This window comes from Streptosporangium sp. NPDC004379 (assembly GCF_042873875.1).
Taxonomy (GTDB): Bacteria; Actinomycetota; Actinomycetes; order Streptosporangiales; family Streptosporangiaceae; genus Streptosporangium.
The window spans coordinates 19,493-35,230 of record NZ_JBIAMC010000008.1 but is presented as its reverse complement, the minus strand read 5'-3'; the positions used below and the strand labels follow the sequence as shown (position 1 = coordinate 35,230).

At 74.8% G+C, this 15,738-nt stretch carries 16 protein-coding genes; 5 read left to right on the top strand and 11 right to left on the bottom strand.

Features of this window, described 5'->3' with window-relative positions:
- Positions 1-2 precede the first annotated feature (2 nt).
- The gene (locus ACFYSC_RS18825; RefSeq protein ID WP_389962860.1) at positions 3-1,472 is read left to right on the top strand and encodes an FG-GAP repeat protein; all 1,470 of its coding nucleotides are present in this window, start codon (positions 3-5) and stop codon (positions 1,470-1,472) included.
- Here the strand turns inward: ACFYSC_RS18825 and ACFYSC_RS18820 are convergent.
- The 3 genes from ACFYSC_RS18820 to ACFYSC_RS18810 form a co-directional block, all read right to left on the bottom strand.
- Entirely contained in the window at positions 1,447-1,995 is a 549-nt protein-coding gene (locus ACFYSC_RS18820) for a hypothetical protein (RefSeq protein ID WP_389962858.1), read from the bottom strand. The two genes, ACFYSC_RS18825 and ACFYSC_RS18820, sit on opposite strands and share 26 nt — an antisense overlap.
- A gap of 160 nt (positions 1,996-2,155) precedes the next feature.
- Positions 2,156-3,664 carry an alkaline phosphatase D family protein gene (locus tag ACFYSC_RS18815; protein WP_389962855.1) on the bottom strand — a complete coding sequence of 503 codons (1,509 nt, stop codon included), beginning with the start codon at positions 3,662-3,664 and terminating at the stop codon, positions 2,156-2,158.
- Between the two features lie 221 nt (positions 3,665-3,885).
- Positions 3,886-4,734, bottom strand: a complete 849-nt coding sequence (locus tag ACFYSC_RS18810; protein ID WP_389962852.1) for a hypothetical protein — start codon at positions 4,732-4,734, stop codon at positions 3,886-3,888.
- A gap of 291 nt (positions 4,735-5,025) precedes the next feature.
- Between ACFYSC_RS18810 and arfB the strand changes: the two genes are divergently transcribed.
- Complete coding sequence (arfB, locus tag ACFYSC_RS18805) at positions 5,026-5,448, top strand: alternative ribosome rescue aminoacyl-tRNA hydrolase ArfB (protein ID WP_389962849.1); 423 nt, start codon at positions 5,026-5,028, stop codon at positions 5,446-5,448.
- A 134-nt stretch (positions 5,449-5,582) separates the two neighbouring features.
- Here the strand turns inward: arfB and ACFYSC_RS18800 are convergent, their stop codons facing one another.
- A complete protein-coding gene (locus ACFYSC_RS18800; protein WP_389962846.1) occupies positions 5,583-6,200 on the bottom strand; it encodes a hypothetical protein in 618 nt (205 codons plus the stop codon).
- Positions 6,201-6,525: 325 nt separating this feature from the next.
- Here ACFYSC_RS18800 and ACFYSC_RS18795 point away from each other — a divergent pair, with 325 nt between their 5' ends.
- Positions 6,526-6,849 carry a DUF1330 domain-containing protein gene (locus ACFYSC_RS18795; protein WP_389962843.1) on the top strand — a complete coding sequence of 108 codons (324 nt, stop codon included), beginning with the start codon at positions 6,526-6,528 and terminating at the stop codon, positions 6,847-6,849.
- A 47-nt stretch (positions 6,850-6,896) separates the two neighbouring features.
- Here the strand turns inward: ACFYSC_RS18795 and ACFYSC_RS18790 are convergent, their stop codons facing one another.
- The 3 genes from ACFYSC_RS18790 to ACFYSC_RS18780 all read right to left on the bottom strand — a co-directional run bounded on the left by ACFYSC_RS18790 (position 6,897) and on the right by ACFYSC_RS18780 (position 9,496).
- A complete protein-coding gene (locus ACFYSC_RS18790) occupies positions 6,897-7,535 on the bottom strand; it encodes a hypothetical protein (RefSeq protein ID WP_389962840.1) in 639 nt (212 codons plus the stop codon).
- 55 nt (positions 7,536-7,590) lie between these two features.
- Positions 7,591-8,400 (bottom strand): HAD-IIA family hydrolase, encoded by an 810-nt coding sequence (locus ACFYSC_RS18785; RefSeq protein WP_389962837.1) that lies wholly within the window; start codon positions 8,398-8,400, stop codon positions 7,591-7,593.
- Positions 8,401-8,596: 196 nt separating this feature from the next.
- Positions 8,597-9,496: a TIGR03619 family F420-dependent LLM class oxidoreductase gene (locus tag ACFYSC_RS18780; protein WP_389962834.1), complete on the bottom strand. Its 900-nt coding sequence runs from the start codon at positions 9,494-9,496 to the stop codon at positions 8,597-8,599.
- Positions 9,497-9,728: 232 nt separating this feature from the next.
- Between ACFYSC_RS18780 and ACFYSC_RS18775 the strand changes: the two genes are divergently transcribed.
- Both ACFYSC_RS18775 and ACFYSC_RS18770 read left to right on the top strand, forming a co-directional pair.
- The gene (locus ACFYSC_RS18775) at positions 9,729-10,814 is read left to right on the top strand and encodes an aminoglycoside phosphotransferase family protein (RefSeq protein WP_389962831.1); all 1,086 of its coding nucleotides are present in this window, start codon (positions 9,729-9,731) and stop codon (positions 10,812-10,814) included.
- Between the two features lie 46 nt (positions 10,815-10,860).
- Entirely contained in the window at positions 10,861-11,130 is a 270-nt protein-coding gene (locus ACFYSC_RS18770) for a zf-TFIIB domain-containing protein (RefSeq protein ID WP_389962828.1), read from the top strand.
- 158 nt (positions 11,131-11,288) lie between these two features.
- On the opposite strand, the gene ACFYSC_RS18765 is transcribed toward ACFYSC_RS18770, so the two are convergent.
- The 4 genes from ACFYSC_RS18765 to ACFYSC_RS18750 all read right to left on the bottom strand — a co-directional run bounded on the left by ACFYSC_RS18765 (position 11,289) and on the right by ACFYSC_RS18750 (position 15,594).
- Positions 11,289-12,230 (bottom strand): hypothetical protein, encoded by a 942-nt coding sequence (locus tag ACFYSC_RS18765; protein WP_389962825.1) that lies wholly within the window; start codon positions 12,228-12,230, stop codon positions 11,289-11,291.
- A gap of 23 nt (positions 12,231-12,253) precedes the next feature.
- Positions 12,254-12,826: a phosphatase PAP2 family protein gene (locus ACFYSC_RS18760; protein WP_389962822.1), complete on the bottom strand. Its 573-nt coding sequence runs from the start codon at positions 12,824-12,826 to the stop codon at positions 12,254-12,256.
- Positions 12,827-12,957: 131 nt separating this feature from the next.
- Positions 12,958-13,377 (bottom strand): hypothetical protein, encoded by a 420-nt coding sequence (locus tag ACFYSC_RS18755; RefSeq protein ID WP_389963559.1) that lies wholly within the window; start codon positions 13,375-13,377, stop codon positions 12,958-12,960.
- A gap of 189 nt (positions 13,378-13,566) precedes the next feature.
- Positions 13,567-15,594, bottom strand: a complete 2,028-nt coding sequence (locus tag ACFYSC_RS18750) for a CehA/McbA family metallohydrolase (RefSeq protein ID WP_389962819.1) — start codon at positions 15,592-15,594, stop codon at positions 13,567-13,569.
- Positions 15,595-15,738: the final 144 nt, after the last annotated feature.

Sequence of the window (15,738 nt, the reverse complement as noted above, 5' to 3'; positions counted from 1 at the left end):
TCATGAGAGCAGCGCTCCTCACCTCCGCCGTCGTCGCCTCCCTCGGCCTCTCCCCCGCCGCCTCCGGAGCCCTCCCCGTGGTCTCCGGCGCGGCCGCCGCCCCCGCGTACCCCGCGTACCCCGCGGGCACCGCGGCCCGGTCCTGCTCCGGGGTGCCGTCCGACTTCGACGGAGACGGCCGCGCCGACCTCGCGGTCGCCGCGCCGTACACCCGGGTGGGCGGCCGCGCCCGCGCCGGGGCGGTCACCGTCCTTCCCGGCGGGCGCGGGGAGAAGAGCCTGCTCACCCAGGACTCCCCCGGCGTCCCGGGCGAGGCCGAGACCGGCGACGCGTTCGGGTCGGCGCTGGCGGCCGGCGACTTCGACGGCGACCGGTGCGCGGACCTGGCCGTGGGCGTCTCGGAGGAGGACCGCTCGCGGCCGGACGCCGACGGCTCCGGCGTGGTGCAGCTGTTCCACGGCTCGCCGGACGGCCTGCGCCCCGGCCGGGTGATCGACGCCCGCGATCTGGGCGGCAGACGCGGCGCCGACCGGTTCGGCGCCGCGCTGGCCGCCGGGGACCTCGACGGCGACGGCGACGACGAACTGGTGATCGGCATCCCGGGTCTGGGCGGGGGAGGCGTCGGGGTGTACGGCCTCACCGGGCGCGCCCCCCGGATCGTCACGCAGCGGACCGGCTGGGTCGGGCAGCGGGAGGCGCAGACCGACCAGTTCGGCGCGTCCCTGGCGACCGGCGACTTCGACGGCGACGGCCGTGACGAGATCGCCGCCGGCACCCCCGGCGACTCGGTCCGCGCCAGGGGGCAGGGCTCGGTGACCGTCCTGGACGTCCGCCGCCGCACGGCGCGCCTGCTCACCCAGGACAGCCCCCGGATCGCCGGCCGGGCCGAGGACTGGGACTCCTTCGGCGCGGCCCTGGCCGTCGGCGACTTCGACGCCGACGGCCGCGACGACCTGGCGGTCGGTGTCCCGGGCGAGGGGCTGACCAGGGACCAGCGGGCGATGGACTACGGCGACGGCACCGTGGACGTGCTCTACGGCTCGCCGGGCGGGCCGGGGGCCGGGCGGACCGAGGCGTGGTCGCAGCGGTCGCTGCGGGGCGAGCCCCGCTACTTCGACAGGTTCGGCGCCGCGCTGGCCGCCGGGGACCTCGACGGCGACGGCGACGACGAGCTGGCGGTGGGCGTGCCGGGCGAGAACGCCGTCCAGGTGCTCGCGGGTACCCGCTCGGGCGGCCTGACCCGCGCCGGCAACGCCCTGGTCACCGGCCGGGACGGCGGCTTCGGCTCCGCGCTGGCCGTCCTCCCGGGCCGGGGGCTGGCGGTCGCGGCCCCGCTCGGGGGCAGGGTCGCGCTGGTGCGCGTCCGCCCCGGCGGCGGGAAGGGCGGGCGTCCGGCGGCGGCGACCCTGGCCGCCGCCGCCGGGGACGCACTCTTCGGCTACGCCCTCACCGGACCTTCGACTTCGCGGTGACGTGGCTGCGGATCGTCTTGGCGAGCGCGCCGAGCGAGGTGTGGCGGTCGGAGGTGACGGCCGCGCCGAACTTCGCCACGGCGGTGCCGCGGCGGCGGACCACCCAGCCCCGGATCTTGACGGTCGTCGAGTCCCCCTTGTCGAGCGAGGTGACCAGGCACCGTACGGAGCGTCCCTTGGCGGAGCACTTGACGCTGCGCGGCTTGGCGATCACCTTGACCTTGCGGAAGGCACGGGAGAAGTCGCCGGTGAGCGCCATGTAGTGCTGTCCCTTGGCGCTCTTGTTGCGGACCTTGATGGTGTAGGTGAGATAGCCGCCCCGGTGGGTGTACTTGGGGAAGTACACGTCGTAACGGAACTTCTTGGGGGGAGCGGCGGCGGCCTGGGCGGCCGCGGCGGTGGCGGCCCGGGCTGCGGCCGCGGGGGGCGCCACCGCGGCGGCCGGTGAGGCGGGGATGAGGAGGGTGCCGCCCGTCGCCGCGGCGAGAGCCGCGGCGGCGAGCCTCGTGGAGAGGTAGCTCATACGCCGCATCATCCATCAAAAACACCCGGATTCTCCGGGTTGTCCGGAACGAATTCGACGCGGCCGCGGCCCGGTGCGTGGCCGGGACCCGTGCCACGCGCCGTACGGGCGGACGGACGGGGTTCCGGTGGGCGCGGTGCCGGGCGTCGCCGGAGCCCGCTCAGACCAGGGCGGACCGCCCCGCCGGGACGGTGAACCGTGCCCCGGTCCGCGCCGGGGCGCCCCGCCTGCTGATGTGGTCGAGCGTGCGGAAGTCCGCGCTGAGCTCGTCGGCGGTGACCCGGCAGACGATGTAGCCGCGCCGCTGGTCGAGGTAGGAGATGTGCGGGTTCTCCGCGACCGTCTCGGCGATCTTCCCCTCGTCGCGGTAGCCGTCGCCGTCACTGGAGATCGAGGAGGTGACCAGTTCCACCGCCACCCTCGGCGATTCGGGGTCGTCGAAGTCGAGCCGCAGGTCGGCCGCGTGGTGCATGTGCGCGTCCCCGGTCAGCACGACCGGGTTGGCCGCGCCGGAGTCGCGGAACCCGGCCAGCAGCCGGGCCCGCTCGGCGGCGTAGCCGTCCCAGGAGTCCAGGTTGACCTCCGACCCGGGGCCGACCCTTGCGTCCTTGCGGGCCATCAGGACCTGCTGGCCCACGAGGTTCCACCGGGCGCCGGAGGCCGCCAGGCCGTCCAGGAGCCAGCGCCGCTGGTCCTCCCCCAGCATGGAGCGCCCCGCGGCGAGCCGGTCGTCGCAGCCCGCCCTGGCGCCGTCGTCGCACGCCTGGTCGTCGCGGAACTGCCGGGTGTCGAGCAGGTGGAAGCGGGCCAGCGGCCCCCAGTCCACCCGCCGGTGCACGCGCATCGACGCCCCGTGCGGCACGCTCGCCCGGCGCAGCGGCATGTTCTCGTAGTAGGCCCGGAAGGCGTCGGCCCGCCGCCGGGCGAAGTGGGGGGTGCCGTTGCTGGAGACGCCGGCCGCCCAGTTGTTCTCCACCTCGTGGTCGTCGAAGGCCACCAGCCAGGGCGCGGCGGCGTGCGCGGCCCGCAGGTCGGGGTCGGTCTTGTACTGCGCGTGCCGCAGCCGGTAGTCGGCCAGCGTGGCGCACTTGTCCCCCGCGTGCCGCCTGACGGCGCCGCCCAGGGCGGTGTAGCCCCGGTGGGCGTACTCGTACATGTAGTCGCCCAGGTGGACCACCAGGTCCGGCTCCTGCTCGGCCAGCCGCCGGTAGGCCGTGTAGTACCCGTGCTCGTAGTGGGCGCAGGCGGCCACCGCCAGCGTCAGCGGCGACAGGGCGGCCGGGGCGGTGCGGGTCCGGCCGGCCGGGGAGACGTGCCCGGCGGCGCGGAAGCGGTAGAAGTACTCCCTGCCGGGCTCCAGCCCCTCCGGCTCGACGTGGACGCTGTGCGCCGCGCCCGGCCGGGCGGTCGCGGTGCCGTGGCGGACCACCCTGGCGAACCGCTCGTCGACGGCGACCTGCCACTCGACGTCCACGTCCCGGGAGGGCATCCCGCCCCGCCCGTCCGGGGCCAGCGGATCGACGGCCAGCCTGGTCCACAGCACGAACCCGTCCCGCGACGGGTCGCCGGAGGCGACGCCCAGGGTGAAGGGGTCGCGGGCGAGGGTCCGGGCCGGCAGGCCGGCCCCGGTGAGCGTCAGGCCGCCCGCTCCGGCGGCGGCGATGGTCAAAAACGCTCTGCGTGTCGGCTTCTGCTCCACACCGCCAGTGCAGCCCGCCGCGCTTTCCCGGCCGTGGCCCGCGGGACACGGCCGGGTGAACAGCCGCTGCACAGGCGCGCCGCGAACCGGGTGCCCGCCGTACGGCGGGGCGGCACCGGCCCGGCCCGGCGACCGGGGCGGGGCCGCCGGGGGCGCGGACCGCGAAGGAGACCGTACGGCCGGGCGCGGTCTCAGGCGGGCGCCGGGACGCCGAGGTACGGCGCGAGGTGGGCGTTGAGCGCGCCGCACCCCAGGTACTTCTCCACGGTGTGGAAGTCGAACCGGTCGAGGTTCACCAGTGCCTCCTGATCCACCCCGGTGAAGCAGGCGCGCAGGCTCGGGGGGATCGCCGCGATGTCGTCCTTGTCGGCGATGTTGACCCAGCGCCGCACCCCCGGTGGCCGGGCGCCCCAGCCGTTGACCGGCGCGGGCAGCAGCCGCTCGAAGATCACGTCACGCATGCCGAGCGGGCTGCCGAGGGTGATCAGCAGCTCCACCTCCAGGCCGGGATCGGACCACAGCGTCTCGTAGGCCACCACGCTGCCGAGCGAGTGCGCGATCACCGCCTTCGGCCTGTTGCGCCTGATCGTCTCGGCCACCGCCGAACGCACCTTCTCCCGCACCCCGCCGTCCGCCGCGAGGTAGGCGGCGACGTCCGGGCAGAAGAACCCGGCGAAACCGGCCGCGTCGGAGTGCATGCGGCCCAGCAGCCAGCGGGTCATCCGGTTCAGCGCCCCGGTCAGCCCCTCCCCCACCGCGTCGAGCTGCTTGGCCCAGGCGACGAAGACGGCCTGCGTCCCGGCGTCCATGCGCTCCACGGACCGCTGCGCCTCGTCGCCGTGCCCGCCCAGCAGGTGGGCGTAGTAGGCGATCTCGGCGAGGTAGCGCTCCCCGCCGTACGGCCGGCCGCCGGTCAGCCCGGCGTGCAGGTAACGGTCCCACTTGCCGCGCATCGCGGCGGCGGCCCCCGCGACGGAGTTCCCGGCGTCGCGGTAGTAGTGGTACTTGCCTATCCCGTGCACACCGACGATCTTGTCCACGTGCCCCGTCCCTCGCTCGACCGATCCGCGTCCGCCCCCGGCCGGCCGGGGCTCCGGCGCCGGAGTCCGTCCGCGTCCCGCCGGGGGAGTCCGTACCGCCGGCGACCGGCGGTCACCGGGCCGCAAGCAACTGTGACGGAAGCGGCGGCGCGCCACAAGAGCATCTTCCGCCGGTCGACACCGTATGGGACATAAATCGCTTGATCGACGGGTTTGGCCGCTGGTTATCCTGGAACCCTTCCCCCGGGGAGAACCCACCGCCACCCGCACCCGCCATGAGGAGCCAGCGCCATGCCCGGTCCGCTTCAGATCAGCGGCTCGGTCATCGTGCCCGAGGCCGAGCTCCACTGGCGCTTCTCCCGCTCCTCGGGACCGGGCGGCCAGGGGGTCAACACCACCGACAGCCGGGTCGAGCTCGGCTTCGACCTCGCCGCCACCGACGCCTTCCCCCCGGTCCTCAAGACCCGCGCCCTCTCGCGCCTGGGCCCCCGCCTGGTGAACGGCGTCATCACCGTCACCGCCTCGGAGTTCCGCTCCCAGCTGCGCAACCGGGAGGCCGCCGGGATGCGCCTGGCCCAGCTCCTGCGCGAGGCGATCGCCCCGCCGGCCAAGAAGCGCCGACCCACCAAGCCCAGCCGGGGCGCCGTCGAGCGCCGCATCGCCGACAAGAAGCGGCGCTCGGAGCTCAAGCGCCTGCGCCGCGACGGCTCCTGAGCCGGGCTCCCCTCCACCGGGGACGCGCTTCCGGCCGGGACACGGGTCCGCGGCGGGAACATGGGGCCGCCGCCACGGCCGAAGCCGGCCGTGCGGACGGTCGCCGGGAGTCGTCCCCGCCGTTTCACGAGCGGTCAGACGCAGCCCCATCTGATGCCCTGGAAGTCGACCCCGTTAGCCCATTTAAACCATTTACCCTTTCCCGGGCGGACGATGTAGCAAGGGCTGTCCAGCCCCACCTTCCTGATCGAGAAGGAAACGGTGTACGGGCACCGGTTCTCGACTGTCACCGTCTGTGTGATGATTCCCGAGGAATGCGAGTAGCGCACGCATTTCGGGGCGCTCTCCGACACCCTGCCGGGCGCTCCCACGGCGTCCGGCGACTCCGCGCCCGGCGACGCCGCGGGATCGCTCCGCCCGGACTCCGGATCGGCCGGGGCGGCGTCGCCGAGAGCGGCCTCCGGGCCGCCCGGTGCCGTCCCGGCCGTCCCACCCGGCTCGACCGGCCCGTCCGGGGACGCCCCCCACTCCTTCAGGGCGGTCGCCGGGTCGCCCGGCGTCGTGCCGCCGGGATCCAGGGCCCCCGCGAACCTTTCCCCGGCGGGGGACCGCCTGGCGTCGTCGGCCCTCGCCGGAGCGACGAGCGCTCCGGCCAGCAGTACCGCCGCGGACAGCGTCAGCCCGGCATCGCGGATGTTCCGATGAAGCATGACTTCCCTTTCCGAATGACCCGGGCAGGGATCGTCCTTCACCCGCCCCTCTTCTTGATATCCGACATGACGTCAAAACTCATTCTCGCTCTGTTTCGACATGGAAGGTCTTTTACCGCCCTCCACGAGAGATAAAAGCATACGATTTTCCAAAAATACTGATTTGTCGCCCGACGGAGACAGACCGCCCCCCGCGCGAGGCGCGGCCGCACCCCGCGGCAGGGCGACCGATTCCAGCGCGGGACGCACCGGAGAACTGCCTATGCATGACAGATTCCGGACACCCGCCGCCCTCATAACGTGGTGACCCGTACCGAAGAGGGCGGAGCGCGAGCGCCCGCCGCCGTCACCACCAAGGGAGGACCCCATGACCGCCTACGCCATCGCCCACCTGCACCGGACCGAGGTCGGCCCCGAGATCACCGAGTACCTCGAGAGGATCCAGGACACCCTGGACCCCTTCTCCGGCCGCTTCGTCATCCACGGCCCGCCCGCCGAGGTCCTGGAGGGCACCTGGCCCGGCGCCCTGATCGCCATCTCCTTCCCCGGCATGGCCGAGGCCCGCGCCTGGTACGACTCCCCCGCCTACCGGGAGATCCTGCCGCTGCGCACCCGCAACGCCGACGGCGACACCATCCTCATCGACGGGGTGCCCGAGGGCCACCTCGCCACCGACGTCCTCAAGGGCTGATCCCGAAGGCGGGGTCCGTCCCGCCCGGCCACCGGCGCGCGGCCCGCTCACAGGGCGGGCCGGCGGTCCTCCATCTCCCACAGATGGTCCAGGACGTGCCAGGCGATCCGGCGGGCGGCGTAGCGGGCCGGCCAGCCGCCCGGCACCACGGGCCCGCCGCCGGACGGCTCGGCCAGCACCGCGGAGATGTCCGCCCGCAACGCCGCCAGACCCTCCGCGTCGCGGAACGGACGGTGCCGCACCCCGATCTTCCGCGCGTACGAGCGCTCGGCCTCGATCACGTGGGCCACCATCTTGTCGCGGTCCCGGCCGCCGCCCCGCGGCCCCTTGCGCAACTCCTCAGGCGAGGCCGCCGCCGCCTCGTCGAACAGCTCCCACCCCGCCCGGACCAGCGCGGCGGCCCGTGCCGCCTCCGCCGCCTCCACCGGCTTGCCGTCCAGCTCCGGGACCAACCAGATCGTCCCGAAGTCGGTCATGTCGGTGCCCCGGACCCGCTCCACGACCACCGGGTCGCCCGGCTCGAACACCAGCCCGGCGCGCTCGGCGACCGGCCGGTAGCGCGGCGCGTAGTCCGCCAGCGCCTCCAGCGCCGACTCCTCCGACCGGCCGATCCGGCACCACCCCGGCCACTCCACCGAGCAGGCGAAGACCTTCTTGGGACCCGCTTCCAGATAAACGTCCGTCATACCGCCCCAGCGTGCCACCGGAACATGACAGCCCCCGTCAGGTACGGCCGGCCCGTCAGGCCCCCGCCTCGACCATGTCGATCAGGTCCGCCACCGAGTTGACCACCTGGGACGGCCGGAACGGGTAGCGGTCCACCTGGTCACCGCCCATGACGCCGGTGAGCACCAGGATCGTGTGCAGCCCCGCCTCCATGCCCGAGACGATGTCGGTGTCCATCCGGTCACCGATCATCGCGGTGCTCTCGCTGTGCCCGTCGATGGCCCGCAGCGCGCTGCGCATCATCATCGGGTTGGGCTTGCCGATGAAGTACGGCGAGACCCCCGTCGCCTTCGTGATCATCGCGGCGACCGCGCCGGTGGCCGGCAGCGACCCCTCGGTGGACGGACCCACCGGGTCGGGGTTGGTGGCGATGAACCGGGCGCCGCCCTCGATCAGCCGGATGGCCCGGGTGATCTGCGTGAAGCTGTAGGTGCGGGTCTCACCGAGCACCACGTAGTCGGGGTTGATGTCGGTCAGGACGTACCCCGCCTCGTGCAGGGCGGTGGTCAGCCCCGCCTCCCCTATCACGTAGGCGGAGCCGCCGGGCCGCTGCAGGGTGAGGAACTGGGCCGTGGCGAGCGCGGACGTCCAGATCGCCTCCGGCGGGATGTCCAGCCCCGCCGCGCGCAGCCGTACGGCCAGGTCCCGCTGCGTGTAGATGGAGTTGTTGGTCAGGACCATGAACCGCTTGCCGGAATCGCGCAGGCGCCGGATGAACTCGTCGGCTCCGGGCACCGGCTGCCCCTCGTGGACGAGCACCCCGTCCATGTCCGACAGCCAGCACTCGATCGGCTTGCGCATCTCCACCGTTCCCTCATCTTCCATGACATCGGGCTTCGAACAGTCCAATGGGACAAGGATGGCAGGAGGGGTGCGAGCGGCTCGCGGGAGGTCGGGACGCGACGCGGCCGGCGCACCGGGACCGGGTCCCGAGGGCCGGGAGTGACGAGGAAACCAGGGAACACAGGGTGCGGGCGGGACGGGGCGCCGACCGGGGCCCGGCGACCGGGAGACGGGCAGGTCAGGGCGCGAGAGCCTCCAGTGCCGCCTCTGCGCGGCGCATCGACTCCACCGGGTCGGCGTCCGGCGAGCCGATCTCCGGGTCGAAGTTGAGGTCGTGGAAGACGTCGGTGACGCCCTTGGCCTCCAGGCGGGCCACGTCCCGCCGGATCTCCTCGAACGAGCCGGTCATCGGAGCCCTCTCCGCCTCGCCGGACGGTCGTACCCGGGTGACGCATCGTGTGACGAACCGCAGCCCCTCGGGGTCGCGTCCGTTCTCCCGCGCCGCATCCTTTACGATGTAGATTTTTTGATCGATGTCGTCGAGGTCCTCCCGGCTCGCGCTGATCCAGCCGTCCGCCAGCCGCCCCGCGCGGCGCAGCGCCGGCTTCGCGCCCCCGCCCAGCAGGATCGGCGGCGGGGTGAGCGGCTTCGGATCCTGGTGCACGGGCGGCAGCTCGTAGAACTCCCCCCGGTGCTCGACGACGTCCTCCGCCCAGAGCCGGCGCAGCAGATACAGGAACTCCTCCCCCCGGCGGCCGCGCAGCTCGAACGGCACGCCGGAGGCGACGAACTCCTCCCGCAGCCATCCCAGCCCGAGCCCCACGTCCAGCCGCCCGCCCGACACCGCCTGCAGGGTGGCGAGCTGCTTGGCCATCAGCGCGGGCGAGGCGAACGGCATGTTCAGCACCGCCGCCCCCAGCCGGATCCGGGAGGTCACCCCGGCGAGATAGGCCAGCGTGACCACCGGGTCGTGCACGCTGCGGTACACCGGGCCCATCGGGTGCCCCCGCGGATACAGCAGCCGCTGGAAGGTCCACACCTCGTGGTAGCCGAGCTCCTCGGCCCTGCGGGCGACCCGCGTCATGTTGCCCGGCGTCGCCCAGGACCCCGAGACCGGCACCGCGAATCCGATCCTCATGCACCGCACTGTATGCCGCGCGGCACGTCACGGCGCGGCTCCGGCGCGGCGCGCCCGGCATCCGGCACGACGCCCTCCCGGCTCCGGCGCGACGCGCCTCGGGCTCCGGTACGGCCCGCCCTCGGACTCCGGTACGGCGCGCTCCCGGCTCCGGCGCGGCGGGGTCCGGACCGCGCACCGGGCTCTCCGGCTCCGGTGCGGCGGGACCGGAGACCGGTGGTTCACTTGGCGGGTGAACGACAGCGACGATCTCATCGACGACCTCCGGCGGCTGGCCGAGCGGCACGGCGACGGCCCCGCCGAGGTCGTCCCGACCCGGCCGGACGTGGTGATCGTCCGGGCCGGGTCCATCGTGGTCAAGGCGCACGGTCCCGGCGCGCGGCGGGAGCCGCTGGAACTGCGGGTGCGGGCGGCGGCCCACCCCGCGCTGCGCGGGATCGTGCTCGGGCCGGTGACCGAGGAGGTCACCGCCGTCCGCGGCAGGCTCGTCACCGTGTGGCCCGCGGGCACCCCGGTGGATCCGGGCGACCCGGACGCGGCCCCGTGGACGGCGGCGGCGCGGCTGCTGGCCCGGCTGCACGCCGTACCGGCGCGGGCGCTGCCCCCGCTGCCCCCGGCGGGCGGACCGGCCCGGGTCGCGGCGACGGTCGCCCGGCTGGAGGGCCGCTCCCCCGCCGCGGACCTGGTGCGCCGCACCCTGGCGTGCCTGCCCCTGCCCCTGCCCGGCCCTCCCGGCGTCTCCCCGGCCTCCCCCCGTGTCGCCCCCGGAGACCTCCCCGCTCCCGCCGCGGAGCTGCCCGGCCCCCGCGTCCCCCTCGACTCCGCCGGCGCTCCCGGCCTCCCCGGCACTCCCCGCGCCGCCGGCCTCCCGGGCCGGTCCGGTGCGGCCGGTGCGGCCGGTGCGGCCGGTGTCGCGGGCTCGCTCGCCCACGGCGACTGGCACATGGGCCAGCTCGTCCGCACCGGAGGCGAGTGGATCCTCATCGACGTCGACGACATGGGGACCGGCGACCCGGCCTGGGACCTGGCGCGGCCGGCGGCGTGGTTCGCGGCCGGGCTGCTGGAGCCGTCCGTCTGGCACGGCTTCCTGGCCGCCTACCGGGCGGCCGGGGGACGCGCCGCCGGAGCCGGGGGCGACGACCCGTGGCCGTGGCTCGACCTGCCCGCCCAGGCGATGACCGTGCAGCTCGCGGCGGCCGCGGTCGGCAAGGCCGAGCGGGCGGGCCGGCCGCTGGACGAGGTCGAGCACGCCCTCCTCGACACATGCGAGAAGATTGCCAGGGCCAGAAACGCCTGCCACGGCGCACCCGCGCAGTAGGTTGTGGATACTCCAAGGAAACGCGAACAACAAGGAGATCAGCCAGATGCAGTGCCCGAAGTGCCGGGGCCTGATGCGCACCTACGAGCGCAACGGCGTCCACATCGACCAGTGCGAGAGCTGTCGAGGGATCTTCCTTGACTACGGCGAGCTGGAGACCCTCACCCGCATCGAGAGCCAGTGGTCCCAGCAGCACCACTCCGCGCCGCCGCCTCCCCCGCCGCCGCACGGCGCCCCGGGCTGGGGCGCGCCGCACCACGGTCACTACGGCCACCACCGCCAGCGCAGCTGGGTGGGCATGCTCTTCTCGACCTGACCGGCCGCGGACGGCACCGGGCCGGGGCCCGTCACGGGCCCCGGCCCGCTCGTCCCCGGCCGCCGCGCCCGCCCTCCCCGATCCGGCGAGGGCGGGCGCGCCCCGGAGGGACGAGCGCGTCCCCGCCGCCCCGGAGGCGCTCAAGCCGGTCAGGCCGATCAGGCAGGGAACTCGCCGGGCTTGACCTTCCGGGAGCGGGCGTTGCCCCCGACGACGGGGTTCAGGGTGAGGGTCCAGTTCTTCCAGCTGATCTGGGTGGCGGTGTAGGTGGTCCGGAACCGCAGCGCCTTGTCGAACCGCTCGAAGGCGCACGACCTGGTGAAGGTCCGGGCCCGGGAGTCCCAGTCGTCGCCGAGCGTGTAGTAGACCTTGTAGCTGCCGTCCCGCACGCCGCGGACCTTGAACTTCGACTTCTTGCGCACGTAGACGGTGACGGCCTTCTTCTTCCCCCTCACCAGGACGACGACGGCGTCCTGACGGTTGCCGTTGCGCAGCTCCAGGTAGCCGCGCCCGGTGCGGCTCTCGGACCGGATGTAGCGGCCGTTGGGCAGGCGGCGGGTGCGCTGCGCGGCCGCCTTGACCGGCACGACGTCGGCGGGGTACCCGGTCAGCGAGCGCGCGGCCTCGCGCACCGCCGGCAGCTCGTCCTCGCGCTCCATCCTGGTCAGCACGGCCGGGCCGGTGCAGACCTCCTGGTTCTGCGCCTCCTGACGCGCGGTGTCGAAGGCGGCGGCGAACCGGCGCAGCGCCGTCAGGTAGGCGTCGTGCCCGGCCCTGACCTCGGCGGGCGGCGTCAGCTCCGCCAGCCGGGTCACCGCGTCGTTCACCGTGGTCGAGGCCCGCTCCAGCCGCCCGTCGAGGCTCTTCGGCCCGTCGGCCGCGGCGAGCTTCCGCAGCGCGTCGCGCACCGGGCCGCGTGCCTTGTCCAGTTCGCTCCGGTAGGCGTCGGCGGTCAGCGCGACGGGGGCCGGCGTTCCGGGAGAGGAGGCCGTCCCGCCGGTCGCGGGCGGGCCGGCGGCGGGCTCGCGCTCGCCGGCGGTGCAGGCGCACAGGGCCAGGGCAGTGATCACGACGCAGGAGAGCAGCCGGGGGGTGGTCACCTGTCCCACTATCGCCTGCTAGATCATCGCACGTCAATGGCGGCGTCCCCGGCCGCGTCCGGCCACAGCCGCCGGACGGCCAGCCCCGCCGCCATGCCGGTGGCCGCCCCGGCGAGCACGTCGCCCGGGTAGTGGACGCCGGTGTAGACGCGGGAGAAGCAGACCCCCGCGGCCAGCGCGCAGATCGGGACCGCGACCGCCGCGGGCGCCTCCAGCGCCACGGCGGTGGCGAACGCGGCGGCGGAGGCGGAGTGGCCGGAGGGGAACGAGGTCGACACCGGCATGCGGATCAGCCGCTCCAGGGGCAGCCCCTCGGCCGAGGGGCGGGTGCGGCCGAAGATCTGTTTGCCCACCAGGTTCACCAGCGGGCTGGCCAGGCTGATCGCGAGCAGGCCGCGCGTCGCGGCGCGGCGCAGCGGCCGGCGCCCGGTGGCCGTCAGCACCCCGGCGAGCCCGGCCCACAGCAGCGAGTTGTCGGCGGCGCGGGACAGCGCGGGCACGAAACGCTCCAGGCCGGGCAGGTGCGCCCCCGCCACCGCGGCGAAGAGCCTCCTGTCCAGCCGGCTCAGCCACGGCCTCACCCTCATGCCCCGCATGCGCACCACCTTCCCGTACGGCCTCTCGCCTTCCCGCGCGGCCTCTCGCCTTCCCACGTGGCCGGCCGTATCACCGTCCTCCCGCACCGTTTCCCGTACGGCCGGCCTCCGGCTTCCCGTACGGCCGGCCGTCAGCCGACGGCGATCCGGAAGAGGGCGTCGCCCGAGGCGCGCCTGCTCACGTCGTCCGGGGGCGTCCGGCCGTCCGGGCAGCGGCGGCAGTTGGAGATCGTGACGGTGGTCGTGCCCGGCCGTTTGGCGTTGAAGACGAAGTAGCGGGCCGGACCCGCGGCGCCGGAGGCGGGGCCGGACTCCTCGCTGATGAAGGAGGCCACCGCGACGTCGGGCAGGTCGCCCATCTCCCAGTCGTCGCCGGCGGGCCGGTCGTCGTCCACCGCCAGCGTGAAGCGCGCGCCCGGGGCGACCCGGACGTCCACGGTCCTGCCGACGCTCCCGTGGAAGACCGTGCCGACGTCCTTGACGGCGCTTCCGGAGCCGCAGCCCCCGGCCAGCACCACCAGCAGCAGGGCGGCCAGCCCCGTTCGGTACATCACCCGGCTCAGCGTAGCGAGCCGGCGGGGGTGCCGTCCCGGAGGGCGCCGCCGTACGGCCCGGTGTCCGGAGGGTCCCCGCCCCGGCGGACGGCGCCGGGGCGGGGCGCGGGGCAGGACGAGGCGCGGGGGGTGAGCCGGGACGGGGCGGAGGCGAGCGCCGGGGGCCGGAAGCCGCCGGCCGGGCGGTCAGCCGCCGGCGAGGCGGGAGCGGTAGACGCGCCGGGCGCGCTCGTAGAGGGCCAGGTGGTCGTCGAGCTGCCCCGGGCGGTCGAAGACCCCGAGGTCGCGGACCATCGCCTCCAGGCCGTCCAGCCAGTCCAGGCACCAGCGGACGTCCTCGGGCCTGGCCACGTGGCGGCCGGCCACGTCGAGGTAGACCGGGCTGGTGTGGGCGTACACGCCCTCGCCGGTCAGCGAGCGCTCGTGCGGGCCTCCGACGGCCACCGCGACGACGTAGGTGGGGTCGCCGGCGACCAGCTCCGCGGTCAGCTCGCCGGGCGGTCCCTCGGCCAGGACGCCGTCGGCGGTACGGATCTCCAGCCGCTCCACCTCGGGGCCGATCGAGCGCACGACGATCGGGATCCGGTCGCCGGGTGAGAGGTCCAGGGTGTCCCCGGGTCCCCGGCCGCCGGCCGACAGCTCCAGCCAGGGGCCGGTGGTGCCGAAGGTCCGGCCCCGCCGTACGGCCTCGGCGAACGAGGCGGCGGTGAGCGGCCCGTCCACCCGCGCGTAGACGCGGGCCCAGCCGGGCGGGTTGGACTGGTTGCCCCGCCGGGCGAAGGAGATCATCGCGTCGGTGCCCGCGGTGACCGCGAGCCGGTTGCCCGCGCCGATCAGCCGCCGGTAGATCGCGGCGGGCCCGGTGATCGTGGTCTGGCTGAGCACGTCGAGGCTGTCGACCAGGCCGAGGGCGGCGTCGGCGACGATCTCCCGGGCCGTGCAGTTGCGGCCCGAGGCCAGGCCCGCCTCGGGGCCGTCGGCGTCGGTGACCGCGGCGTGGAAGGGGTGGCTGTAGCCCAGCAGCGCGCCGAGCCGGCGCAGTTCCTCGCAGCCGGCGGCGTTGGGCGGCCAGTCGGCGTCGCCGGCGAAGCCGGTGTGGAACCGTTCCGGCGGGGCCGAGACGCCGAAGGCGTACAGGTGGCCGAGCAGGTCGTTGCGGTACTCGACGCCGATCCTGGCCAGGTGGGTGGCGTCCGACCACGGCAGGTCCTGTCCCGCCCAGTGCCCCAGCGCCTCGGAGTCGTAGACGCGCGGGGTGGAGACGTTCCCGGCGACCAGGTTGAGCACGTGCAGGTCCTCGCCGTGCTGGATGGCGGCGGCGTGCTCGGGCAGGCCGACCATGTCCCCGGCCCAGTTGAGGTGGACGTGCATGTCGCCGCCGTACCAGCCGCGCGCGGCGGCGTCGTAGAGCCGCTCGGGGGTCAGCTCGACCAGGGTCTCCTCACCGGCCGCCGGGGTGATCTCCACCTGGGCGGCGCCGTACTCCATGCCCCGGGTCACCCGCACGGTCAGGGGTTCGGCGGGGACGTCCAGCACGACGTCGTCGCCGTGGAAGTAGGGCAGCACGTGGTAGTCGCGGCGGGCGGGGGCGCCCTCGGGGTACCAGCCCTGCTCGTGCCCGCCGTGGACGCTCCACCGGCAGGGGAACCCGGCGCGCAGCCGCAGGCGGGCGGCGGCGGCCGGGCGGGTCAGCGCGGAGAGGTCCACGCGGCGGCCGTCGGCGACGACCTCGCTCGCACTGGTGATCCCGACCAGCCGGGCACCGCGCGGGCCGACCTCGCAGGTCTCGCCGTCCACCGTGACGGTGGTCCTCTCGTCGCGGGCGGAGTCGAGCAGCAGGGTCGTGCGCAGCGGCCGGTCGTCCAGCACGGCCTGCGGGAGCGCCTCCAGGGTGTGGCCGCCGGGGGTGAGGCGGAGCGCGGCGAGGTTGTCGCGGACCCGGCCGTCCAGGACGCCGCGCACGATCTCGTCCATGTCGAGCCGGACCAGGCGGGTGCGCCGCTCCTGGGGGGACAGCTCCGGGTGGCGGGCGGCGACCATGGCGTGGCAGACGTCCCAGAAGGTGTCGGTGCCCATGAGGTAGGCGTCGGTCGCCATGGACTTGACGTAGAAGATGGGGTTCTCACCCCAGGTGACGCCGTGCTCGGCCAGCAGCCGGCGGTACTCCTCGGTGGCCCGGGCGACGGCGGGCGGCAGGAGTGGGTCGTGACACATCGTTTCTCCCCGTGAGAAGGCGCCTGACGATCGCCGTCATCGTGGCACCCGGACACGGACCGCCACGGCCCCGTCACACTCACTGGGAGGATTTATCACTACTTAGAGGGAAAGAAGCCAACCCATAACGGCCGATCCTCCTCC